The organism is Pontiella desulfatans (assembly GCF_900890425.1).
Lineage (GTDB): Bacteria > Verrucomicrobiota > Kiritimatiellia > Kiritimatiellales > Pontiellaceae > Pontiella > Pontiella desulfatans.
Map to the genome: position 1 here is coordinate 1,115,192 of NZ_CAAHFG010000004.1, position 24,818 is coordinate 1,140,009.

14 protein-coding genes are annotated in these 24,818 nt (G+C 58.2%); 11 read left to right on the plus strand and 3 right to left on the minus strand.

Annotation, left to right across the window (positions count from 1 at the left end; genetic code table 11):
* The first annotated feature begins 2 nt into the window (after positions 1-2).
* The 5 genes from E9954_RS30185 to E9954_RS30205 all read left to right on the plus strand — a co-directional run bounded on the left by E9954_RS30185 (position 3) and on the right by E9954_RS30205 (position 5,247).
* Complete coding sequence (locus E9954_RS30185; protein ID WP_136083009.1) at positions 3-1,184, plus strand: hypothetical protein; 1,182 nt, start codon at positions 3-5, stop codon at positions 1,182-1,184.
* A gap of 102 nt (positions 1,185-1,286) precedes the next feature.
* Positions 1,287-1,697, plus strand: coding sequence for a type IV pilus modification PilV family protein (locus E9954_RS30190; protein WP_136083010.1), 411 nt, complete (start codon positions 1,287-1,289; stop codon positions 1,695-1,697).
* Positions 1,698-1,744: 47 nt separating this feature from the next.
* Positions 1,745-2,131 (plus strand): hypothetical protein, encoded by a 387-nt coding sequence (locus E9954_RS30195; RefSeq protein ID WP_136083011.1) that lies wholly within the window; start codon positions 1,745-1,747, stop codon positions 2,129-2,131.
* 3 nt (positions 2,132-2,134) lie between these two features.
* Positions 2,135-3,463 (plus strand): hypothetical protein, encoded by a 1,329-nt coding sequence (locus E9954_RS30200; RefSeq protein ID WP_136083012.1) that lies wholly within the window; start codon positions 2,135-2,137, stop codon positions 3,461-3,463.
* A 515-nt stretch (positions 3,464-3,978) separates the two neighbouring features.
* Positions 3,979-5,247 carry a hypothetical protein gene (locus E9954_RS30205; protein ID WP_136083013.1) on the plus strand — a complete coding sequence of 423 codons (1,269 nt, stop codon included), beginning with the start codon at positions 3,979-3,981 and terminating at the stop codon, positions 5,245-5,247.
* A gap of 173 nt (positions 5,248-5,420) precedes the next feature.
* Here the strand turns inward: E9954_RS30205 and E9954_RS30210 are convergent, their stop codons facing one another.
* Positions 5,421-7,508, minus strand: coding sequence for a DNA topoisomerase IV subunit A (locus tag E9954_RS30210; RefSeq protein WP_136083014.1), 2,088 nt, complete (start codon positions 7,506-7,508; stop codon positions 5,421-5,423).
* 43 nt (positions 7,509-7,551) lie between these two features.
* Positions 7,552-9,375: a toprim domain-containing protein gene (locus E9954_RS30215; RefSeq protein ID WP_136083015.1), complete on the minus strand. Its 1,824-nt coding sequence runs from the start codon at positions 9,373-9,375 to the stop codon at positions 7,552-7,554.
* 928 nt (positions 9,376-10,303) lie between these two features.
* Here E9954_RS30215 and E9954_RS30220 point away from each other — a divergent pair.
* The 6 genes from E9954_RS30220 (at position 10,304) to E9954_RS32910 (ending at position 23,265) form a co-directional block, all read left to right on the plus strand.
* On the plus strand, positions 10,304-10,834 hold the full coding sequence (locus E9954_RS30220; RefSeq protein WP_136083016.1) for a sigma-70 family RNA polymerase sigma factor: 531 nt from the start codon (positions 10,304-10,306) through the stop codon (positions 10,832-10,834).
* Positions 10,831-12,090, plus strand: coding sequence for a FecR domain-containing protein (locus E9954_RS30225; RefSeq protein WP_136083017.1), 1,260 nt, complete (start codon positions 10,831-10,833; stop codon positions 12,088-12,090). Before E9954_RS30220 ends, E9954_RS30225 begins: the two co-directional genes overlap by 4 nt.
* Before the next feature lie 73 nt (positions 12,091-12,163).
* A complete protein-coding gene (locus E9954_RS30230; protein WP_168442696.1) occupies positions 12,164-18,571 on the plus strand; it encodes a PKD domain-containing protein in 6,408 nt (2,135 codons plus the stop codon).
* A 127-nt stretch (positions 18,572-18,698) separates the two neighbouring features.
* Positions 18,699-19,502 (plus strand): PEP-CTERM sorting domain-containing protein, encoded by an 804-nt coding sequence (locus E9954_RS30235; protein ID WP_136083019.1) that lies wholly within the window; start codon positions 18,699-18,701, stop codon positions 19,500-19,502.
* Positions 19,503-19,785: 283 nt separating this feature from the next.
* On the plus strand, positions 19,786-20,517 hold the full coding sequence (locus E9954_RS30240) for a PEP-CTERM sorting domain-containing protein (RefSeq protein WP_136083020.1): 732 nt from the start codon (positions 19,786-19,788) through the stop codon (positions 20,515-20,517).
* A 99-nt stretch (positions 20,518-20,616) separates the two neighbouring features.
* Positions 20,617-23,265 carry an Ig-like domain-containing protein gene (locus E9954_RS32910; protein WP_136083021.1) on the plus strand — a complete coding sequence of 883 codons (2,649 nt, stop codon included), beginning with the start codon at positions 20,617-20,619 and terminating at the stop codon, positions 23,263-23,265.
* Between the two features lie 8 nt (positions 23,266-23,273).
* On the opposite strand, the gene E9954_RS30250 is transcribed toward E9954_RS32910, so the two are convergent.
* Positions 23,274-24,749, minus strand: a complete 1,476-nt coding sequence (locus E9954_RS30250; protein WP_136083022.1) for a polysaccharide deacetylase family protein — start codon at positions 24,747-24,749, stop codon at positions 23,274-23,276.
* Between the last annotated feature and the right edge of the window lie 69 nt (positions 24,750-24,818).

The window sequence follows — 24,818 nt, forward strand, 5'->3', positions numbered from 1 at the left end:
TCATGAAAAATAGATCCAACAAGAGTGGCGGCGCATTGGTTGCGGTTATGGTGGTGATGGTGGCCATGGCTTTTCTCACGGCCGGGATGATGAAACTTTCGGACGTGAACGGGGTTGAATCGGTCTGCCTTGAACTGGGCGACCAGGCCTTTTGGGTGGCCGAAGCCGGCTTGCAGGAAGTGGTTCACAAACTGCGGAGCGACAGCGGTTATCGGGATTTGACCAGCGACGACCCCTCGTCTCCCGATTTTGTGACGAACAGCTTTGGGCAGGGGGGGTGCAGTGTTTATTTCTGGGCGACCGATTCGAGCCGGACAAACTTCATCGTCCAGTCGCAGGGAAGTGTGCGCGGGATGCAACGCAAGGTGGCTGTTGATGTAACCATGACGGATCTGGGCCCGTTCACCCTGTTGGGATTGGGTGGTAAGCTGCGACTGGATGGCCAGAAATCGGGGGCTCCTTCCATCTATGGGGATATCTACCAGGATGGTGCCGTCGATATTGCGGACGACAGCGGGATTAATGGAAACGTCTATTCCACCGCCGAAGGATATGAAGCCATAACCGAAGATGGCAAGATTGAGGTTGCTATTGATACCGATCATTTCTCGTCCTATTTCACCAGCACGGCTCCCCCGCCACCGAAGGGTGATACCATCGATCTGGCAGGAGGTATCTTATCGGTAAATGGTTCGGTCAACCCCACAAATCTCATCGATTCGGTGGGAGGGGGAACGCTGGTGGTAAACGGCGACCAAAAGTTTGGCCAGAATGTGGTGATCGGCTCCAATCTCGATATCTATGTCAACGGCAAGTTGAGCTTTTCCAAGAATGCAACCCTTGGCGACAACGTGAACATCTACGTGGCGAAATCGGCCGAAATTAAGAAGGATAACGGCACCGTGTTTGGAACCGGAACCGGTTGTTCCCTGTTGGTCGAAGGCGAGCTGGACATAAAGAAATCACTGGTATTCCAGGGGCTCATCTATTCGGGGAAGAAGATTACGGCCGACAAGGATTTGACGGTGTCTGGAACCATGGTTGCGGGGAATGGATTCTGGTTGAAGAAGGAGGCCTCGATTCATTTTAACTCGGGAGTGATTCCCTCGGATGTTAAGAACGATATGATGATCACCACCTTTTTCGTCCATCTAAGCGAGTGGCAGGAAATGGCGGTCAACTAAGCAAGGATGGGGAGGTGCCCGAACCAGGGGTCATATGACCTCGATAGGGGGGCTTCTTGCACTGGTGGATGATTTAAAGTATGAAGCTCGACGGAAGAAGAAATGATGAGATTGCGGAAATCACAGAAGGGACGCTACGGATTTTCCCTGATTGAGACCATGGTGGCTTCCGTGGTTTTGGTGGCCGTGATTCTTGGTGCGGCTTCCATGATCCATCATACAACCAGCGGCATCTATGTTGAGGGTGGAAACCGCATCGTATACGATGCGGTGAATGAGCTGCTGGAGCAGGCCCGGGCGGATGGATATTTCAAGCTTGGGGGCTTCTCCACCAACCTGGTGATCAATGGCGACAACCTTCCATGTCAAGTAGACGTCATCGATTTGTACAATCCCGTCATGACCAACCTGAACATGCGCGAGGTGGTTGTCCGGACGAACTACAGGGGCACTGATATTATGGTGCGCTCCTTAATGTCGCCGGAATATGGGGTTTGGGAAGGAGAACTGTGATGCGTGCCCGGCGATCAAGGCAAGGGTTCTCAGTCGTTGAGTTGTTGATGGCTTCCCTGGCTTTTGCTGTCATGGCGATTACCGTCGGGATGGTGCTGGTGCGTGCGTGGCAGGGCTGGCGCGACAATACCGAATCGCTCGGAGTACAGCGCGATGCCAGACTTGCCATGGTTGAACTAGGTAGGGAAATCCGCAATTCCAAAATCTCTGAGATCACCGGCGATTCGGATGGTCTATACTTCACCGCCGATGACGTGCGAACCTACGATCTGACCTTCGGGAAAGACCGGATCGCCACCAGTCCCGGCGTGGTGCTCGAATCCTGGACTGATCCAGTGATCGGCTCTAATTATGTGGGGATCGCCTTCTCGCTAAGCAATAGCCGCGGCACCGATGTGCGGGTCTATTCAACGACGTTTTTTCCCAGGAACTGAACCATGAACAACAATCGATCCAGAACAAATGGAAAATCGGGCGGAGCCCTGGTGATGGTTGTCGTGGTCATGCTCACCCTGTTGGTCATGGTAATGGGCATGTTCCAATTGAGAACCCGTGCGGGGATCGAGGCCATTCAGATGGGCCAATCCATTCGGGCATTCTGGATGGCGGAGGCGGGTTTGCAGGATGCCTTGCAACGGCTCACCCTCCCGGAATACCGCAATTATGACTCGTATTCCAATAGTGTTGGCAACGGCTCCTACGAAATCAACGTGACCGACATCTCCTCGTCCACTATCCCGTACCCCAAGACAACCTACACGGTGGTTTCCGTTGGGCGGGATGGCGGCTTCAATCGCAGAGTCCAACAGATGCTCTCGATTTCCCAAGCCCTGAAGCCTGCCTTGGTGCTCCAGGGGGATGCCGACCTTAGTTCCAACTCAAAGATCGATGGCAGTGTGCTCCTGCTTAATGGCGAGTTTTCCACGCACAACCATACCACGGAAATCATGGAATATGTTTATGGCGAGAACGTGATGGGGGGGGGCATCTATGAACAAGCTCAAATCCCGCCGGAGGTTGAGCCGCCCGATCTGGATACGCACTTTTATTTTTCAAAGATCGATGCCGTCCATTACAACACCAATGCCTTGCCGCTGACCCTTCTTGGAGGATCCATTTCGGGTAGCGTCACATACGATGCCGATGTCCGATATTCTACGGCTCTAAGCGTGGCCCCGAATACCGAGATTACTACATCGGGCGATTTGTTTTTCGATGCGGACACAACCTTTAATGGAGCAGTAACGATTTATTGCGGCGGCAACCTTTCAATCGATCGAAAAACCGCCCTGCCTCCTGGAAGCGTTGTGATTGCCAGGGAGGCAGTGAATCTTTCCGCCCAAACCACGTTCAACCAGCAAGTCCGCATTTTTTCGGGCGCGGATATTACCATTGGCTCGCAAGCGAGTTTCGATGGCGGCAGCATTCTCTATGCCCATGGGGATTTGGTGATTGCATCCGGAGGGGCCATCTCCGTCGATGATTCAGGGAAGGGGATTATGCTGCTCGCCAATGGAGGCATCGACATCAGATCCAACCTGAATGTTTTCAAGGGGGTCATCTACGCGAATACGGGCCCGGTCAAGATTGCCCCCAATTCCGAGATCTATGGCGCCGTGGTTGCGTTGGCCGGTTTGTCCGCCGGTTCCAATGTCGATTTCCACGAGGATTATTCCGTCTTCGACTGGGATGCCGGGGAGATCGGTATCAGCTGGGAAGACGAAGTCATCACCAAAGGCATCTGGCTGGAGCTTCCTCCGCTTTAGTTTGCATCCATTCGCTTTCCAAATTCCGATCCCGTATTGGCCCGGGAATTGCTTTTCCTGTTTCCATATGAACCCATTGGAAACAGAACTGAGGAAGGTGGATAAGGCCGAGTCGGTAGCCATGGCGCTGGCGGCGGCGGTTTCCATCCTCAGTATGCTGTTCCTGCTCTACACCGCCTTTGCCGTGTAATACCCAAAAACTGAAGGTGCAACAAAGAGGACTGGTGCGGCATCGCTGCAATTCCCAAGTTCCCTTGCCATGGAACACCGTCAGGCAATCCGCTCCCGTTGTGTGCTTATTCTTTGTTGGAATAAAAAAGCACGCCAACGCCCTCGCTTGGCTGAGTGCTTGAAATTTACGCTATTAAAACTTGTGTGTTTCAGGATTCGGGATATAACGTTCCTCCGTTCACAACGGGAGGAACATTATCTTTTCTTGCCGCGCGGGGTATCGCGACGGGAGACGTGATGGTCCTGATTGGTAAATCAGAAGCAGCAAAGGAAAGGTGAGAAAAATGAAAAGGAAGTATGTCAGCAAAGCAACATGCGGCTTGGTCGGATGCCTATTGGCTTCAATGGTCTTGATCAACGAAGCCCGTGCAGATGGAACCGAGCAACTCGGTCTACCGAGCATTCCCATTGCCCCAGGGTCGGAAATATTGGTCGAAGGGGTCGGCTTGGTAAATGGCCAACCCGGCGAAATTTCAATTGCAATCCCGGCGGATGTTGCCATTGCCCAGGTGTTGCTATACTGGACGGGGCGGCCCAGATACGACGACTATGTCGTTGTAGACACCATTCAGCTCAATGGAACGAATATCTCCGGGGAAATCATTGGTGGGCCCACACCGTTGCTGGGGTGGCCGAGCACGTCCTATAGAGCGGACATCACCGCCATGAGCTCAGACCTGGATTGGCTTCTGGTCGGCCAGACCAACGTCCTTTACGTTGAAGGGTTGGATTTCACCTACGCGAACGATGGAGCCGCGGTGGTGGTGATCCTCGACGATGGCACGATGGCGGAAATCCAAATTATGGATGGCAACGATTTTGCCTACCTTCCATATGTAATATACGACGATCCATCCATACCGGTGGATTTCCAAACGGTACCGGTGAATTTCGCCTTCGCACCATCATCGGAACCTCGCGTTGGAACAATATCGATCATTGTCAGCGATATCGCGGTTCCTCGCCCAGCGGCGATTAATATAACCGTCGATGGGGTGACGACCCAGCTGGTTGATGCGCTTCAGGATAACGAAGGCAGCTTCCTGGATGTTGTCGAGCTGGACGTACCGGTTCCGGCAGGGGCCACGGAAGTTACCGTGCAATTGCTGTCCATTGATGACGGTTCCGGGCGGGAGCCCGCCTCTCTCGCCTGGACATTTGTTTCGTGGGAACTTGAGAAACCGACTGGTGAGGGATGCACCTATACCATCGGGTACTGGAAAACCCACCCTTATGATTGGCCGACAGAGGAGCTCTCCCTCTTCACCAAGCATGAAGCCATATTGACTCTTTGGTCGCCGCCCAAGGGAGGGAATGCCTATCTCATCCTTGCCCATCAATACATCGGCGCCGAACTCAATATAGTGAACGGAACCGCTGTTCCCGATGAGGTGCTCAAGGCCGGATTCAAGGCGTATTACCTCATTCAAAAATATCAGAACAAAGGAACCATCCCCAAAAAATCCCCGGACAGGGCGTTGGCGATCGACCTCGCCGGCATTCTGGACGACTACAATAACGGCGACATTGGCCCCGGCCATTGCGCGGACTGATGAGTGCCCGCGTTAACCGCCGGGACACATCCTGGTGAACGCATGGATTCCAGCCCCTTGCTGATTCAATCGGCAAGGGGTTGTTTTTTGCATGCGTTTCTTCGAGTAGCTTTGAAAAGCTATGTAGTCCCGCCTTTTGGCGGCTCTGCGGACAGGCCGACTACATGCTTTTCCTACAGCAACACGCCCTCCGGCATGGCTCCTTCGTCGTCGTGGTCCCACCAGCGGCCCGGCTCGATGCCGATGTATTTGATGCTCTTGGTCGTCATCCGGTTGCCGCGGCTCTTGACGCTCTTGACGGCGATGTCGGCCGGGTTGAAGCGTTGCTGGTGGATGCGCTGCCCCTTGGCTTTGTTGTATTTCACGAAGACCGCCTCCGGCGTCCCGTCGACCAGCAACTGCAACTTCGATTTTTCGCCCTGCGAAACATAGTATTCGCGGTTCATGATCGCGCCTCCAATCTGGAACCGTTTCATGTAGGTGATGCGCGAGTCGGTGTAGACGGCGGTGAACTGCTTTTCGCGGTCGAAGATTTCGCACCGTTCCAGGCTGTCGTCGACGAACAGTTTTTCCGGTGGCTGGAGCACCTTGTATTGCCCGTTCGTCCAGATGACCAACAGCTTGTCGAGCGAGGAGCATTCGAGGATCACATCGCCCTTGACGTTGGTGCCGATGTAGCCGTTTTCGTCGCGCCGGATCTGCAGCTCGGTGGCGGTCAGCTCGCGGACTTCCACCTCCTTGAAGCTCGCGGCCTCGGTGCAGCGCGGATACTGGCCCCGGTATTCCTTGATCAGCCGCTTGAGATAGCGGATGGCATAGCCATTAAGCGCACCCAGGTTCTTTTCCACCTCGGCGAGTTCGGCCAGGATGTCCTCGATGTCCTTGCGGTTCTTCTCGATGTCGAACAGCGAGATGCGCTTGATGCGAACGCCCAGCAGCATCTCGATGTCGTCGTCAACGATGGCGCGCCGGAGCTTGTCCTTGAAGGGTTCGAGCCCTTTGTAGATGGCGGCGAAGACGGCTTCGTAGGTCTTGCATTGCTCGATCTTTTTGTAGATGCGGTTTTCCACGAAGATCTGCACGAGGGTCTTGTTGTGGAAATCGTCGAGCAGCTTGGCCTTGCGCAGTTCCAGCTCGCCTTCGAGGATGCGCAGCAACTGCGCGGTGTTTTCGCGTAGCACTTCGTCGATCGTCATCTCGACCGGCCGGTTTTCGCGCAGGCAGATCAGGCGGCTCGAAACGGAGGTTTCGCATTTGGTGAAGGCATAGAGCGCCTGTATGGTCTGCTCCTGCGAGGCTCCGGGCGAGAGCGTCAGCTCGATCTCCACCTTCTCGGCGGTGAAGTCGTCGATCTGGCGCACGGCCACCTTTTTCTTTTTCACGGCGTCTTCGATGGAGGAGGTCAGCGAATCGGTGTTGGTGCCGTGCGGCACTTCGGTGATGACGAGGCGGTTGTTCTTGCGCATCTCGATCTTCGCGCGCAGCTTCACCTTGCCGTTGCCCTTGTTGTATTCCGAAACATCCATCAGGCCGCCCGTCTGGAAGTCCGGCAGCAGGTTGAGTTTGACGGGCGTACGCTTCTTTTCGCGCAGGATTTCAATCTGCGCTTCGAGCAGTTCGATGAAGTTGTGCGGCAGGATGCTGGTGGAAAGACCGACGGCAATGCCGTCCGCGCCAAGCATCAGCATCAGCGGCAGTTTGCACGGCAGGCTGACGGGTTCCTTGTTGCGGCCGTCGTAGCTGGCGATCCATTCCGTCAGCTCCTTGTTGAAGAGCTCGTTGCGCGCCAGCGGGGTCAGCCGGCATTCGATGTAACGCGAGGCGGCCGCACGGTCGCCGGTGAACAGGTTGCCGTAGTTTCCCTGCCCTTCGATCAGGTAGCGCTTGTTCGCCAGCGTCACCAGCGCATCCGCGATCGACGCGTCGCCGTGCGGGTGGTACTGCATCGTGTGGCCGACAATGTTGGCGACCTTGATGAAGCGGCCGTCGTCCTTTTCCTTAAGCGCATGCATGATGCGCCGCTGTACGGGCTTGAGCCCGTCTTCGAGCGCCGGGATGGCGCGGTCGCAGATCACATAGGTGGCATATTCCAGGAAGTTCTGCCGCACCATCTTGTTAAGCGGGCCGTGTTCCGCATGCAGCGGATCGAAACCTTTTCTGTCCTCAACATCGGGTGCCGCCTCTTCAACAACCTCTTCGGCCGTCTCCGCCGCTTCTTCCTCGAACAGCTCCAGTTCTTCGTCTTTTTTCTTCTCAGCCATCTGTATTCGCGTTAATTAGCGTCCATTCGCGGTTTAAAATTGGTTAGAGCATCTCCGCGTCGACGACGAGGTTGTCCATAATGAATTCGCGGCGGTCGGGCGTGTTCTTCCCCATGTAGAAGGAGAGGATCTCCGAGATGGAGTGGTCGCCTTCCACATTGACCTGCGAAAGCCGCATGCCATCGTCGCTGATGAAATCCTTGAACTCCTTCGGCGAAATTTCCCCGAGCCCCTTGAACCGGGTGATCTCCGCGCCGCGCCCGATCTTGTCGATCGCCTTGACCCGCTCCTCCTCGGAGTAGCAATAGATCGTCTCCTTCTTGTTGCGCACGCGGAACAGCGGGGTCTCGAGAATCTTCAGATGCCCCTCGCGCACCAGCGATTCGAAGAAGCGCAGGAAGAAGGTGATCATCAGGTTGCGGATGTGCAGGCCGTCGACGTCGGCGTCGGTGGCGAGGATGACGTGGTTGTAGCGCAGGTTGTCGAGGTTTTCCTCGATGTTGAGGCCGCGCATCAGGTTGTAGATTTCCACGTTCTTGTAGAGCGCGTCGCGCTTGAGGTCGCAAACGTTCAGCGGCTTGCCCTTGAGGGTGTAGATCGCCTGGTTGTTGGCATCGCGGCAACTGACGATCGAGCCGGCGGCCGACTGGCCCTCGGTGATGAAGATCTGCGTTTCGAGGTGCTTCTGCTTTTCGCGGTTGAAGTGGTTCTTGCAGTCCTTCAATTGCGGGATGCGGATCGAGACCGACTTGGAGCGCTCGCGCGCCAGCTTCTTGACCGAGTTGAGCTCCTTGCGCAGCTTCTGCGTCTCCTCGATCTTCGTAATCAGCTTCTTCGCTTCGTCGGGGCTGCGGTGCAACAGGTCGGCGACCACCTGCGAGACCTTCGCCACGATGTCCGAGCGGATCTCCGAGTTGCCGAGCTTGTTCTTGGTTTGGCTCTCGAAGATCGGTTCCTTCAGGCGGATCGCCACGGCGCCGAGCACGCCTTCGCGCACATCGTCGCCGGAAAACTTCTTGTTGGCGTAGTCGTTGATGCCGCGCAGTAGTCCTTCGCGGAAGGCCGAAAGGTGGGTGCCGCCGTCGGAGGTGTATTGGCCGTTGACGAAGGAATAATACTCCTCCGAAAAGCGGTTGGTGTGGGTGAGGGCAATTTCCAGCGTCTTGTCGCAATAGTGCAGCGGCGTGTAGATCTTTTCGTATTGGCTCTCGTCGCGGATCAGGTCGAGCAGGCCGCCCTTGCAGTGGTAGAGCTCGCCGTTGAACCAGATCTTCAGGCTGGCGTTCAGGTAGGCATAGAACCGCAGGCGCCGCGCCAAATGGTCGGGATTGAACTGGAACTTCTTGAAGATGTCGGCGTCGGGCGAAAAGGCCACGAAGGTGCCGTTGGGTTCGGAGGTCTTGCCCTTTTCCTCGCGCACCAGCTTGCCCAGCTCGAACTCGGCCTCCACATATTCGCCCTCGCGGTGGGAACGGACGAGGAAATAGGTAGAGAGCGCGTTCACCGCCTTGGTGCCCACCCCGTTGAGGCCGACGCTGAACTGGAACACGTCGTCGTTGTATTTCGCGCCCGTGTTCATCTCCGACACACACGCCACCACCTTGCCCAGCGGGATGCCCCGCCCAAAGTCGCGGATCGTCACCATGTCCTCTTCGATCGAAACATCGATCCGGTCGCCGTGGCCCATGATGAACTCGTCGATGCCGTTATCGATCACCTCCTTGACGAGGATGTAGATCCCATCGTCATAGTGCGCGCCATTGCCCGTCCGGCCAATATACATGCCCGTACGCAGCCGGATATGCTCCAGCGACGACAGCGTCTTGATCTTGTCCTCGGTGTATTCGTGTTTCTTTTTCGCGGCCATGTGCCTAAATTCCTCTAAAACCACAAGATATGGATAAAACTTTCCCTGGAAACCACAAAATCTAGCAATTCGCCTCAATCCCTTCAAGCGGTTCGCCCCGCTTTTTGCCATCGGGCTTAATATGCCTCTTCACGGAAGAGCGTCTTGAGCTGGAAAAACAGGGAGCTGTTTCCTGCCGGGGATCCCTGCATGCACTTCCGAACCCCTTTGAATTCGACCCGGGCACAGATCGAAACCCACCGCATGATGTTGCAGTTATGCTGACGGCCGTCAGCATAACTGCAACACCTGCGGGTTCTTTTCCAGCTTCGGTGAAACAAACGGCGCGGAGCAACGTTCCACGGCCAACGCCGGAAGACGCATATGCTGAGTGCCCGGCCACGTGCGTTCCGTGGTTGAAAGCTGTGCTTTGCCGAGAACGATACCTGAAGAGATTCTGCGCACGGTTCCCGGGAAAAAAGCACTTCCGTGAAGAACCCTTAATTTCACCCCTTCCCTGTTGACCCCTTCAGCCCCGCAACCGCAGGGCTAGGGTTTAAATCCAACGTGACGATCCTGCATTTGGATATCGCCACGGAGCCCCCTTTCATGGGGGGGGCGTGGGGCCCGTCCCGATCCTCCGCTTGGCTGGAAGAGTGTTTCCTACGGACGCGGATTATCATACTTGCATAAGTAGGAAATCATGAATAGAGCAACAATGATAGGGTGGAATGACATATCTTACTTGCATAAGTATGATAATTGGACGATCCAGGCGGGATTGGGCGCCTCTCCCGGGGTGCGGTGGCGCAGCGGCGGGCTGGATGCCCCGAGGGGCCACTGCCGGGAAGCAGGATGGGAACTTTTTACACTTTCATTGCCTAATCGGGGAATTGGATGTGAATTGGAAATGTGAACCGTCGTGGTTCCGTGCTAAAGATGGAGTGCCATGCAGGATGCTGTACAAATTGAAGCCTTGTTGCGTCGGTTCTATGCGAACCAGGGCAAGTTGCGCGGCTATGTGTTTTCGGCCACGCGCGACTACCATGCCACGGAGGATATTCTCCAGGAGGTGGCAATCGTGGTGGCGAAGAAGGCTTCGACCTACGACACCGGGCGCCCGGCGCTGCCGTGGTTCATGGGAATCGCGCGCAACCAGATCCAGCGCTTCTACCGCTCGAAGGGCCGCGAGGCGGGCCATGTGAGCTTTGAGCTGCTCGAGGATTTCCTGCCGTTGTTCTCCTCCTTCGACAACGAGCAGATTTCCGACCGGCAGGTTGCGCTTAAGGGTTGCGTTGAAAAACTGCCGGCCAAGCAGCGCCGCATCATGCAGTTGCGTTATGTCGAGGAGCTGGACTGCTCGCAGATCTCGAAGACGATCGGCAACTCGATCCAGGGCATTTATGCCCTGCTCAAGCGCATGAAGACGGGGCTGCGCAAATGTGTTGAATTCCAGTTGCAGCAATCGGAGGCGCAATGAACCGGCCTGATCATCAAGAAACGATGGATTTGATTGCGGAATACTATCTGCGCGATCTTTCCGCCCCGGAGCTGGAGCGGTTGCAGGGGCTGCTGGAACAGGATGCCGATGTCCGCAGTCAATTTGTCGAAGCCGGGCGCGACGAATGGCTGTTGCACCATGTGCACCATATGGAAGCCGGCAAAATCATTAATCTGAACACCCGCAAAAGCCGCACCCGCCGGATTCGCGCCATTGCCGCGGCGGCGGCGATCGTTGCCACGTTGGGCACGGTCTTCTATGCCCAGAAGGCGACCATTTCCGAGATGATCGCCTCCAAGCCGTCGGCCCCGGCCATTGCCAAGGTCTCGGATCTCTTTGTGCTGGACGGGCAGGCGATTTCGGTGGTGAACGACGGGCATGTGCGAAAGCTCAATTCCGCATCGAAAATCCGCAACGGCGACCGTTTGGTTATCCCGCCGGGCTGCCAGTTGGCATTCCAGTATTTGGAGGAGGAGACCGAAGTCCAGCTCAAGGGCGGTTCGCTGGTGCACGTTACCGACCGCAACGGGGCCAAGATGATCCATCTGGACAAGGGGCGCCTGTTTGCCGAAGTGGCGAAGCAATCCCCGGGGCAGCCGATGCGCGTCAGCACCCGCGATGCCGAAGTCGTGGTGCTCGGCACCGCCTTCGAGGTCTATGCCGATGCCATTACCCGCCTGGCGGTGACCCATGGCAAGGTCCGCTTCAACTCGCTGGTTAGCGACCAAAGTGTGGTCGTGGGGCCCGGATCCTTTGCCGACTCGTCCGACGGTTCAATCGAAGCGAGCCCGTTCCGCATTTCGCATCTGCTGCCCAAGGAAGATCTTTCGCTCAACCAGGAGAAGGACAAATCCGTTATCGCGGTCGATCCCCAGCGCAAGTACGAGGGTTTCGTTACATTTGACCTAGGCCAGGTGACGGGCCCAATCCTCGAAGCCCGGCTACGCTTGCGCGTGGTCGGTTGGAAAAGTGATTATGGTGGCGATGGCGATGTCCGCCTCTTCCGCGTGGATCCGGGCTTGAAAGGGCTGGGCGAGCGGGTGGAGGTGGCCCATTTCAACGGGCGCGTCGGCAAGGGCAAAGACCTTGAACTCGATCTCGAAACCCGTCTGCTGGATCCCGGCTTGAATGCGTTTGTTTTGGCGCTCGACCGGGGCGGCAACGATTTCTGGTTCAGTTCCAGCCAAGGCGTTGCGCCGCCGATGCTGGAACTGAAGGTCGCGGAAGTCGAATAAGGAAATTTTCACGAATGTACCAAGGGGTGCGTTTCGGCCAGGAATGAGAACCATAACATTGAGAGAGGGGAATATGATGAGGAAAATAGGGTGTCTATTGGGTTTCATGGCGGCGTTTGCGATAACATCGTCGGTTCACGCGTCAACCTACACCTATGGAGCGACGACAGATTTCACCAACCTGAGCTCGGGCGAGGTGCCGTACTATAAGCATACGGCAAAGAACGCCTTGGCCATTGATGCGGCGACCGAAGCCTACCGCAACAAGTTTGCCAAGGCGCGCGTGGTCTTCAACGGAACCGCCGGCACCTACAACCTCGCCTTGACCGCGCTCAAGGAGCTGGACGGCGAATGCTCCTACCGGCTGTCCGTCAACGGAACGCTGGTCGGGTCGCGCACCAACCAGCCGACCACGACCGACTATGAGCCGCAAGACCACTATTTCAACAATGTCCATCTTCCGGCCGGGGCGATCATCGAAGTGGAATCAAACTGCACCTCGAACGAGCAGGTTCCGGAAAACGGCGGCTGGGCCTATGCGCGCGGCCGCTGGACCGCGCTGACGCTTTCCACCACACCGGCGGTGGATGCCGGCGGCGAGCTGAAGCGCTGGCACAAGGTCACGCTGACCCTGGATGGCCCGGACACCTCGGAGACCGCCACGCCCAACCCGTTCACCGACTACCGCATGAACGTCGAATTCACGCATCGCGACTCCGGCAAAACCTACCTCGTTCCCGGCTATTTCGCCGCCGATGGCGATGCCGCCAACTCCGGCGCAACGGCGGGCAACAAATGGCGCGCGCACCTGGCCCCCGATCTGATCGGCACCTGGGACTACACCGTCCTGTTCCGCTCCGGTTCAAACGTGGCGACCGACCTTGGCGAGTGGGCGGGGGCCACCGTGTTCCCCTACAACGGAACCGCCGGAAGCTTCTCCGTTGCCGAAACCGACAAGGGCGCGGACGATTTCCGCACCAAGGGCCGGCTGGTCTACGATGGCTCCCGCTACCTCAAGCACGCGGCCACCGGCGGCGCCTTCATCAAGACCGGCGCCGACGCCCCGGAAAACTTCCTCAACTATCTCGAGTTCGACAACACCTACACCCATACCGGAACCGACTACCGCCGCGACTGGGCCGACCATGTGGCCGACTGGCAGACCGGCGACCCGACCTGGAAGAGCGGCCTGGGCAAGGGCATCGTCGGCGCCATCAACTACCTCGCATCCGAAGGCCAGAACGTCTTCTCCTTTCTCACCTACAACGCCGGTGGCGACTCCAAGGATGTTTGGCCGTTCACCTCCCACACCAATCCGCTCGTCTACGACTGCTCCAAGCTCGACCAGTGGGAAATCGTTTTCCGGCATGGCCAGAACAAAGGCATGTACCTGCACTTCAAGATGCAGGAGCGCGAAAACGACAACCATGCCACCTGGGGGCTCGATGCCGGGGCGCTCGGCACGGAGCGCAAGCTCTACTGCCGGGAGCTGGTGGCCCGCTTCGGCCACCACCTGGCGCTGAACTGGAACATCGGCGAGGAAAACGACCAGACCACCCAGCAGGTCAAGGACATGATGCAGTACATCAAGGATCTCGACCCCTACGGCAACCATATCGTCCTGCACACCTATCCGAACGAGTGGGAGGCCATCTACCGCCCGCTGCTGGGAACGGCGTCGGAGCAGACCGGCGTTTCCCTCCAGTGCAACTATGCCCAGGTGCATTCCCGCACCCTCCAGTGGATCAACGAATCCACGGCCGCCGGCAAGCCGTGGGTGGTGGCCAACGACGAGCAGGGCCCCGCCAACTATGCCAATCCGCCGGACTCCGTCACGACCACCACGCCCAGCCAGGCACAAATGCGCAAGAACGTGGTGTGGGGCAACCTGATGGCCGGCGGGGGCGGCGTTGAACTCTATGCCGGCTACCAAAACCCGCACAGCGACCTCACCCTCACCGACTTCCGTTCCCGCGACCGCATGTGGGACTATTGCCGCTTCGCCAAACAGTTCTTCAACGACCATCTCCTGTTCAGCCGCATGTGGAACATGAACAGCCTGATCGGCAACACCGGCAACGGGAACGACAAATACTGCTTCGGCAAAACCAACGAAAAATACGCCATCTTCCTCGCCAACGGCGGCACCACCTCCATCGACCTTTCCGCCGCAACCGGCACCTTCAAGGTGTGGTGGTTCGATCCGCGCAACGGCGGCGCCCTGCAGGCCGGCTCGGTGGCGCAGGTTTCCGGCGGCGCCTCGCGCGCGGTCGGCAGCGCGCCGGGCAACACCGGCTCCGACTGGGCGGTCTTGATCTGCCGCGCCGGCGAGGAAAACGTGGGAGAGGGGAGTGTCAGCATTGTTCCGTCCGTTAGCGTCGGGGCCGACTCCTACATCATCCTGCCCACCAACGAAGTCACCATCGCTGGCTCCGCGACCGATCAGGACGGAACCATTGCTTCCTACCTGTGGTCGCAGGAATCGGGGCCGAACAACGCGACGCTTGCCGGTGCAACCACGATCAACCTTACGGCATCCGGCCTGGTGAAGGGCGACTATCTCTTCAAGCTGACCGCCACCGACAACGACGGCGGAACCGGTAGCGATTCCATCCGCATCAGCGTTCTCGATCCGGCCGACCTTCAGGATCCGACCGCGGACGGCGGCCCGAACAAAACCATCCAGTTGCCCGTTGGCCAGATTGTCTTTAATGGATCGGCAGACGACGACAGCCACTACTCCATTGTATGGACACAGGTTTCCGGCCCACTCACCGCATCGCTGGGCGGGCAGGGCACCACCAGCCTGACGGCGTCCGGCCTTTCGCAGCAGGGCGACTATGTCTTCCAGATCGAGGTCACCGACATCCAGGGCAACGTTGCGACCGACCAGGTGCAGGTCAAGGTACTGCCGTTGGGGGTCGATGGCGCCTGGATTGAAAAGGACGGCATCGTCGTCATGGAAGCCGAGCATGGCGACCTGGTGTCCAACTGGGTCGCGCGCCCGACGACCCACGGCGCGGCCAATGCCATGGCCGGCAGCCTGGGCGACGGCTGGCTCGAATGGACCGGCGCGCAGTTTTCGGGCAATACCAAGACCGAGGCGCAGGTGAACGGGATCATCACCTATAAATTCAAGATCACGACGGCCGGCGACTATTTCTTCCGCTGGCGCTCCAAGCAGTATGACAATGTGGCGTCCGGCGATGCCGGCAACGATACGTTTGTTTCGCTGAATTCCGGCACGCCGGTTTCCGGCTATCAGGATTTCGGCGACTTCCACAAGGTGTGGGTGCAGAGTCAGGCCGCATGGTCTTGGAGAACCACTTTCGAACCGGTGCATGGCACGCACTATTCCGACAACAACGTGCGCCGCCACTATGAGCCGGGCATCCATACCATCAAGCTGGCCGCCCGTTCCCCCGGGCATTCCATTGACCGCATGGTGCTCTTCCGGACTAGCATTTCGTTCAACGAAACCACCTTCAACAACATGGCCGAATCGCAGCGCGATGGCGGTGGAAATCCCATCGTGGATGCGGGCATCGACCAAACCCTCTTTGTGCCGGCGAGCACGGCAACGCTGGAGGGTTCCGCCGAGGATTCCGACGATGGAACGATTGCCGGTGTTCAGTGGGCGCAGGTTTCCGGGCCCACCAGCATCCCGATGGCGGGTGAAACCAACGCAACCCTTCAACTGACCGGTTTGGTGGAAGGCACCTATGTCTTTGAACTGACCGCCACCGACGACGAAGGAAAGACCGGAAGCGACGAGGTGGTTGTGGAAGTGATCGACGATCGCTTCCCGAAGTTTGTCACCACCTCGTTGCCGGCCGGCGAAGTCAATTCCGCCTACGACCAAACCATTGCAATCCAGTATGGACAGGCACCGTTCACCTGGTCGATCGCCAGCGGCTCCCTGCCGCCCGGTCTCAACTTCGGCAACGGCCGGATTTCCGGAACGCCGACGGTGGACGGAACCTTCAACGTTACGGTTCGCGTCGATGATGCGGATGGCGATGCCCGCCAGAAGGCGTTCGCGTTGGTGATCGACGAGGAATCGTTCGAGGAAACCAAAACGTTCAATGTGGTGCACGATGCCTACATCCAGGGCACTACGCCGTTCAATACCTCCGAGCTGAAGATCGAGGCCAACAACCGCGTGGCCTACCTGCAGTTTGATGTGTCGGGAATCTCGGACGATGTGGTCAGCGCCCAGCTCTCCCTGACATGCGCCGGCGACGCCGGCAGCGGCACGATCCGTCTCTACAAGGGCTCCCACAACACCTGGACGGAAACGACGCTGACCGACGCCAATAAACCGGCGACGGGGGCGGAAGTGGGATCGATGAGCGGCAGCTTCGCCCTCGGAACCACCTACGAGTTCGATGTAACCAGCCTGCTCGATGGCGACGGAACCTACACGCTGGTGGCCAAGATGGACAGCGGCGGCAACGATGCCTGGTTCAGCTCCAAGGAGGGCGCAACCGCCCCGAAGCTTACGGTGGTCTACAACAAGGGCTCCACCACGCCCCCGCCGCCATCGGTCGATTATGTGCTCTTTGAAGAGCCGTTCACCAATACGGGCTATGCAACCACCATCAACGGTTCCGACTGGAATCCGAAATGGGAGGAGGGCACCGACCAGCAGAATCTGCTGGGCGCCAACGGGCAGTATGCGGTGCTCGACACCTCCGTGGCCCAGCGCAACTACCATGCACCCAGCAAACACGGTTTCGCCCTCTCGCGCGACGGCGACAAGGCCGTGATCAGCTCCGACTTCCGCTACTTCCATGAAGCCGGTGGAAACATTTCCACCTTCGTCAACAAAGCCGCCTTTGGTTTCCTGCTGGGTGTTTCGCCCAACTGGCACGAGAACGGCGGCAACGCCTTCACCCTCTGCAACCGCGGCGCCGCGGTTGGCGTCAATGGAACCGGCGAGAACGGAGTCTGGGTGGAAGGCTGGGTTCCCCATGCCGAACTGGGCATCGACACGGCCGCCGGCGGAACCAGCGATTGGTTCAGCGTCGAGCTGACCGTCGAGCGCGGTGCATCCAACTATGTGCGCCATGCCAACATCATCCTGGACGGAACCGTCCGGTTCAGCACCGCGACGCAGGAGCTCGGCACGATTGCCAACGGCGAAACCATCTATGCCGGCTATACCACCGGCTGGAGCTCCACCAATGCCAGCATCGGGGCGTTCAGCAAGATCCCGGAGGTGAACATGGACAACTTCCGCATCGAAGTGTTGCCGTTCAACACCCCCCCGGTGTTCCTGGCCGATCCCATCGACGGCGGCTCAGTCGACCAGGGAACGGCCTATGCCGGATCGCTGACGAATGCGGTGTTTGATGTGGAAGGCGATGCGCTGACCTTCTCGGCAACCGGGCCGGCCTGGTTGGCGGTTTCCACCAACGGCGCGCTCTCCGGTATGCCGACGGCATCCGACATTGGAGAAAACTCGTTCGAGGTTTCCGTGGTCGATGCCGCGGATAACACCAATACGGCAACGCTCGTGATTGTTGTGACGGATGGCCCGCCGCCGCTGGTTTTGGAGTCGCTGTGGAGCGAGGATTTCGAGGGGGCGGCCCCGGGCGCATCGACCAGTGGCAATGCCACGCTGCCCGGAACCGATATCCAAACGGCGAACCAGTTGACCGGCATGGTGGTCGCTGCGCCCGTCGCATTCTCGAATGCATCGGGCCAGGTTGCGTTGCTCTCGTCCGGTGGCGGCAGCTGGGCGGGGGTTCGACCCGTGGCGAACCCGATCGATCTGACGGCATACAACATCCAACCCGGCGACCGCTATCAGCTTGCATTCGACATCTACATTCCGGCCAGCCTGGGCGAAGCCGTGGGCGGAATCCTGTTCCGTTGGAAAGACGATGCGAACACCGGCAATGGCCCGTTCGACTACACCCAGGCGAAGCTGGCGGCGGGGCAGCACCATATCGTATACACGGGCTCGTTCCCCGTGGATACGGGCGCGGGGGATTTTGTTCCGGACCATGTTTATCCCATTATCTACTTCGACCAGGAAGGTGTGGCCGCAACCAACCACGTCTATCTCGACAACCTGGAATTCAAGGTTGGGACGCCTTCGGCCATCGTCATGTCCGACTATACCCAGTGGGCCGGCACCGTCGGCCTGCCGCCGGCAAAGGTGAATCCTACGCTGGATGTGGATGGCGACGGCCTGACCAACATGGAGGAATATCTTTCGGGCTTCAATCCGCTCAGCGCCGCCTCGGTCTTTGCGGTGGAGGCAACCCAGACCATGGACGAGAGCGGTGAGCAGATTGTGCTGGAATGGGAGTCGAAGGAAAACCGCGTTTACAGTATCACGCAATCGCCCGACCTGATCTCTGGCGAGCAGACCGTGGTTGAGGATAACATCCTGTATCCGCAAAACAGCCATACGGTCGATGTGAGCCAGGCCGAGTCCGGGTTCCTGAAAGTGAACGTTAGGTTGCATTAGAAATACAGGTTTTTTCACCACAGAGGTCACTGAGGCACAGAGGGAGGGTGGTCTCTCTGTGACTCTGTGTTCTCTAGCGCAGCGGGTGGTAAAATTGATTCCGGTTTCACCGGAGTGGGAGAAGAAGATGAAGGATAAGACAGTCGCATTATTGTTGATGGCCTTGGCCGTATCGCAAACCTATTCCGAACTGTTGGTTGGAACGCCGACGAATGCGCCCTATGCCGACCGCGTGGCGGTGGGCGAGTGGGGATTCGGGGCGGGCTCCCCGATCCTGCAGGCACGGCCGATCACTACCGGGGCGGAAGCCTATAATCTGACCTCCATCTTTTTTGGTGACCACCTTTACGTTGAGCCGGGGGTGGGGGCCGCGTCGGGCGGCATCAGTGTTTCGGTCTACGGCAACAACGGTTCCGTGCCCGGCGTCCCGGTGGCCGGAGGAATGAATCTGTTCAACGCAACCACGCTGACGGTTCAGGAGATGATGACCGCCACCCGAACGGTCACGCTTGCCGCGAACAGCACCTACTGGTTCGTCGCGTCGGTCGACCAGTCCGGCGGGGCAACGCGATACTGGTGGAATCTCACCGATTCCTCCGCGATCGATTCGGGCGTGACGGGCTATGGCATGCCGCTTACCAGCGCGAACAATGCCGCGGGTTGGCAGGACTATCCCGGCACCGGCCTGCAAATGCAGGTCTACGGAACCGCCGTTCCCGAACCCGCCACGCTGTCGTTTTTCGGCGTCGGCGGAATCGGGGCATGGCTTCTGCGCAGAAGGAACCAAAAACGCTTCCGCCTAAAAACCGGCCCCGAATTCGAGGAGCTCGACTATAGCCGTTCCTTCATGGACGAGGAACGCACCACCACCACCCTCGAACACATCGAGCGCAACCGCCGAAAAGGCGTCCGCACCGTGCTTTGCAGCTAGGAACCATAGCCTCAGTCCAACACGGAAAAACACCGATAGGATGGCCATCCCCGATGTAAGGGTGGTAGTTAGCCTGTGTTTATAATGCTGGTTGCGTAGATGTTATCTAAATTACCCATTGTGAATAAACATATTTGACCAACCCCGTTTTAAGCGTAATTTCGCAATTGGCGATTTTCTCATATTTTACACCATCCGCAGTTAAACGCGATTGGGCGACGGAATTAGAAATATCGTCGAAATTTGATTCATTAGTTCTAACGTTAATTGGAGGTAATTGGTCATGAAAAAACGCACCCTGCGCATATGCAGTGCAATTGCATTGCTCGTCCTATTCACCATGCACACTAACGCAGCATATATCATCGAGGCCAGCGACACCGTTGGCAGGCTCGGGGAGGGCAATTTCTCCTACACAGGGACGGGCGGGACAAGCGCGTCGTACTCTGATGCCAGTGCCGGGACGCTCCCTGCGACGACTGATCCGACACCCACCTTTTTCTCTCTTCGGCATGCGTTCGGTGGCAACGGTACGGCCGATGAATACACCTTTACCTATTCGCCTCTTACAGACGGCGACAATAAGGTGTTTGCCTCGAACACGGTCTACAACCTCCCGCAGAACCTGCGGTCAACGGGGCTGAGTGGTGGCAATGCCGGTACCTATAATGTTTACCGCATCCATCCCCAAACAGGTAACGTGAGTGGCGGTCTCACCACGTATCAGATGTTGGTTAACGGCAGCCTCGAAGGCTCCGAAGCGATCAACCAGAATGCGGACAATCTCGTCGCCGGTGAAAACATCGGCCGCTGGGAACTGCTCGGTAGCGTCGACCTGCTTAACGCTACCGACACCGTCACCGTCACCATGACACCCGAAAGCTCAAGCTACACCTCCATGCGCGCTTCGGGCATCATGTTCGAATATGTTTCTCCAATTCCCGAGCCCTCGGTTGTGGCATTGTTGGGAATCGGTTCCCTTTTGATCTGGGTACGCCGTCGCCTAATGATCTAGATAATCCGACGACTGATCATAGTTCTGCCCGGAAGACTTTTTTATGGCGGCACCTCTGCAATGCGCGGTGTCGCCTTTTAGATTCATGGGAGGTCATACATGAAAAAATTCGTTCCCCGTATCGGTGGTGCAATTGCACTGATCATCCTGCTCACAATCCACACGACCCCCGCAGCATTTATCATCGAAGCCAGTGATGCTTCCGGCAGGCTTGGAGAGGGAAATTTTACCTACACCGGTGCGGGCGGGACGGCCGCGTCGTACGGAACCTCCAGCCCGGGGGGGCTCCCTGCCGTGTCGAACGACGTGCCTGCCACCTTCTTTAGCCTCAGGAACGCTTTTGGCGGCAACGGCACGGCCGACGAATACACCTTCACCTACACACCGCTCTCCGACGGCGACAATACTGTGTTTGCCTCGAATACGCTCTTCAACCTGCCGCAGAGCCTGCGGTCTTCGGGGATCAGTGGCGGCGACGCCGGCACCTACAACATTTACCGCATCCACCCCCAAACCACGAACGTTAGCGGCAGCAACACCACCTACCAAGTCCGTGTCAATGGCGCCCTCGAGCTCACCCAGGTCATCGACCAAAATGCGTCCGACCTCTCAACCGGTGAAAACATTGGTCGGTGGGAACTGATCGGCAGCGTCGACCTTTCCAACAATACCGACACGGTCACCGTCATCATGACACCGGAGATCTCGTCCTACGTCTCCATGCGCGCTTCGGGAATCATGTTCGAATACGCGGCCCAGCCCCCCGACTTAACCGACACAGACGAAGATGGCATCATCGACGCTTTCGACAACGCACCGCTCCATCCCAACGCGCCGCGCATCGACATCAATACCGACGGGGGGATCAACTACCCTGACCAGCTCGATAACGATCACGACGGCATCGGCGATCCCGCCGATGACGACGACGACAACGACGGGGTGCCCGATGCATCCGACAATGCGCCTTTTGTGGCCAACGCGGATCAGGCCGATACGGATGGTGATGGAATCGCGGATGTCGCCGATCCGTTCAACGATACCGACACCGATAGTGATGGCGTATCGGACGGCCCGCTCGATCCGGATCTCTATGCCCGGGCCCAGGCCGCAAAGATGCGCTGGGCGCGTAGCAACACCCACTTCATCATCCGCATCGATGCGCTATCGCGGGCGTTTCAGAACGAGTTTACCCAGCTCATGACCGATGCGGCGATCCTCTCCCCCGGGGCGTGGGTAACGAACAAATACGACAGCTATAACGGGATCGGCGATGCCCCGGCGGATCCCGGATATCAGGTGCCGGCCGACTTGTCCGGAGGCATGGATTGCCCGATTACCTTGGCCGTGGTTCCCCGGCTGATCTGGAATGCATATGGCGACCCCGACCCGGTCAACTGGATCAACAACCGGATAGGCAATCCCAACCTGGAGATTTCCCAGCATGGAACCTATCACGCCAACAACACCCCGCTCGGCGATTGGAAGGATATGCCCGACCGGAACATCTACAGTAGCGAGACCGCCGGACTCTCCCTCGAAGAATGCTTCCAACTCCTGCGCGTCGGCAAACGGACACTGTTTGGAGACTATGCCTCCGATGCTTGGATTCTTGATTCCGGGGTTGATCCGGCCTCGGCGCCCAAGATTGCCTGGAGCAACGCCGCCAACCCGTTGATCAGCTATGCACCGCCCTACAATACCGCCGACACCGTCTCCCGCGAAGCCATCGCCCAGCTAGGATTCCGTGCATTCTCGGCCTCGACCGCCGAAGAGTCGGGTTTCCTTTCTCCGTTTTTCAGCCCCGAGGGATCGCACCATGAGGCCTTCGACCAATTCGGCATGTACCATGCCAGCGCCGACCGGCAGGTGGATCCGGATGCCCCCGAGGGAATGACCTACCTCGAGTTCCTCCAGTCCATCACCCAAACCAACGGACTCAATACCTGGCTGATCGAGGAGGTTGAATGGTGCACCCGCTACTGCAACGATCTCGATCGCCTCGTGGCATGCACCAATGCACCCGGCGGCATCAACCGCGAGAACAACATGGTCGATCCCGATCGTTGGGCAAATTGGCTGATCCTGCTCGAACACGCCAAGGCCACCGGGGAAGTGATGACCATGGGCGACTATGCATTGGCCATGCAGCTCGACAACGCTCCCACCGTTTCCAATCCGGACCAGCTGGACAGCGATCAGGATGGAATCGGGGATGTGATCGACGGCGCAATGCTCGTTGCGGCGGAAGTGCAGATTGAATCGCCCGGCGAAGCCATGCTATCGGCCACCCTGCTTAACGGGGCCGGGGCTCCCATCCCAGGGCAAACCGTGTTGTTCTTCATCGATGCCAACAACGATGGAACCGAGGAGCAATACTCCGCCACCACCGGAACAAACGGGGTGGCCGTTGCGGTCGTAACGGTTTCCGGCGGGCCGGGCTCCATGTACCTCTACCGGTTGGGTTGGGATGGCGGACTCGTTGCGGCGGATGACAGCAACATCGTCCGGGTCGGGGATCCCGTTCCGCTGAACATCGTCAGCCTCGGCTTCACGCCCGAAGGGCATACCGGAGTGGCGGTGGAAGGGCTCGATATTCGTTTCTCCTATCGGCTCATGCGCTGGTCTGATCTGCTGGAGGCACCCGATGTTGTGGTCAGCAACTTTGCCCCGGATGAAACAACCGATACCATGACGGATACCAACGCTCCTGAGTTCCAGGCATTCTACCGGGTTGATGAGGAATGACGCCGGGTTCAGTCTTCGAGCTCCAGCAACTCGGTGACCGTCACGAAAGAGAATCCCTGGACAAGAAGCCCGTCCAGGATCTCCGGCATCACCGCGATGGTGCGCGCGTGGATGTCGTGGGTCAGGATGATTTCGCCATGATCCGACTCCGTGAGAATGGTGTCCACCACCTGTTCATCGGAAACGGCCATGTCCCAATCGCGCGGGTCGACGTCCCATAGGACGGTCGGGTAGCCAAACTCGGTGAGCACCAGGTTGCGGATGTTGTTGTCCACCGCGCCGTAGGGCGGGCGCATGGTGACCGGCGAAAGGGTGGCCGCCGCCACGACGGCATCACGGCAACCGAGCATTTCGGCAACGACTCCTTCGTCGGTTAGGTCGGTCAGCCGGTCGTGGGTCATGGAGTGGTTGCCGATCTCATGGCCCTCGTTGATCATTCGGCGGACAATTTCTGGAAACTGCTGGGCGTTGCTGCCGACAAGGTAGAAGGTGGCCCGGAGATTTCGTTCCGCAAGAATGTCCAGCAGGGCGGGCGTGTGGTCTGGATGAGGGCCGTCGTCGAAGGTCATGGCAACAAAGGGCGCCGTGGCCGGCATCTTGGGAATCAGCTGCACTTTGAGGAACTGATGGTTGTTTCCCTCCATCGGAGCCATCAGCCGGAAGGTGACGAGTTCGGTTTCGGCATCGGCGTCGGTGATCGAAACCAGCTTGAGATCGGTGTTGCTCCAGTCCAGCAGGTTGGTGCTCTGCAGCACGGCAAAATGATTCGTTGATGCGGCGGCCCGGTTGCGGGCGAAGGCCAGGCCGAAGGTGCGCGCGGTGCCCTGGCCGAAAATCAATGGCCCGGGTGGCCCTGTGTCGCCTCCGCCCGAACCGTCGTCCATCCGTTCAAACAGGATGCCGGCGGCGCGCATTGAGACATAGGTGTTGGAGTCCGGCGTCTGCGTAACCGTGATCAGTCCGTTCGTGTAGTCGATTTCGCCCACCTTGACCCAGGCATCGCCAATGCTGTTTTGATCTACGGAGAACAAGCTGCTGTCGCCGGCCGTTACGACCCGGTAGGTGGTGGGGCCGCCATTGACGTTGCCCGATGTTGGCCAGGTGGCATAGACCGCATAGCGGCCCGGTATGCCGCCAGAAGCTCCGCTGGCATAGTTGCCGTCACCGAGCGGGGTGCCCGGATCAAAATATAGATTGTCAGGGTTTGATTGCGGCGCATAGCTGAACACATAGGTGTCCGGTTCCGAAACTCCGTTTCCTCCGAAGATGCTGTCGCCCCCGGTGAGTCCGATTGCGCTGGCGGCCCCGCTTTGCCCCGCCGCCGTCGTATCGCCGCCGAATGCGAAGCCCGGGCTCGGCTGGAGGATGCCGTCGTCCAGGCCATCGGTGTCCACCTCGATCAGATAGGCGGCCTGCAGGCTGGAGATCCCCATGCCCACCGCTACACATAAGGCTACTGTCAGATGCTTTTTCGTTACAGGCATTTTGAGGGTACGTCACTTTTTAGTCAGATGGATAACTCACCACAAGCCGCGACTTCGAAGTTTGAAGTT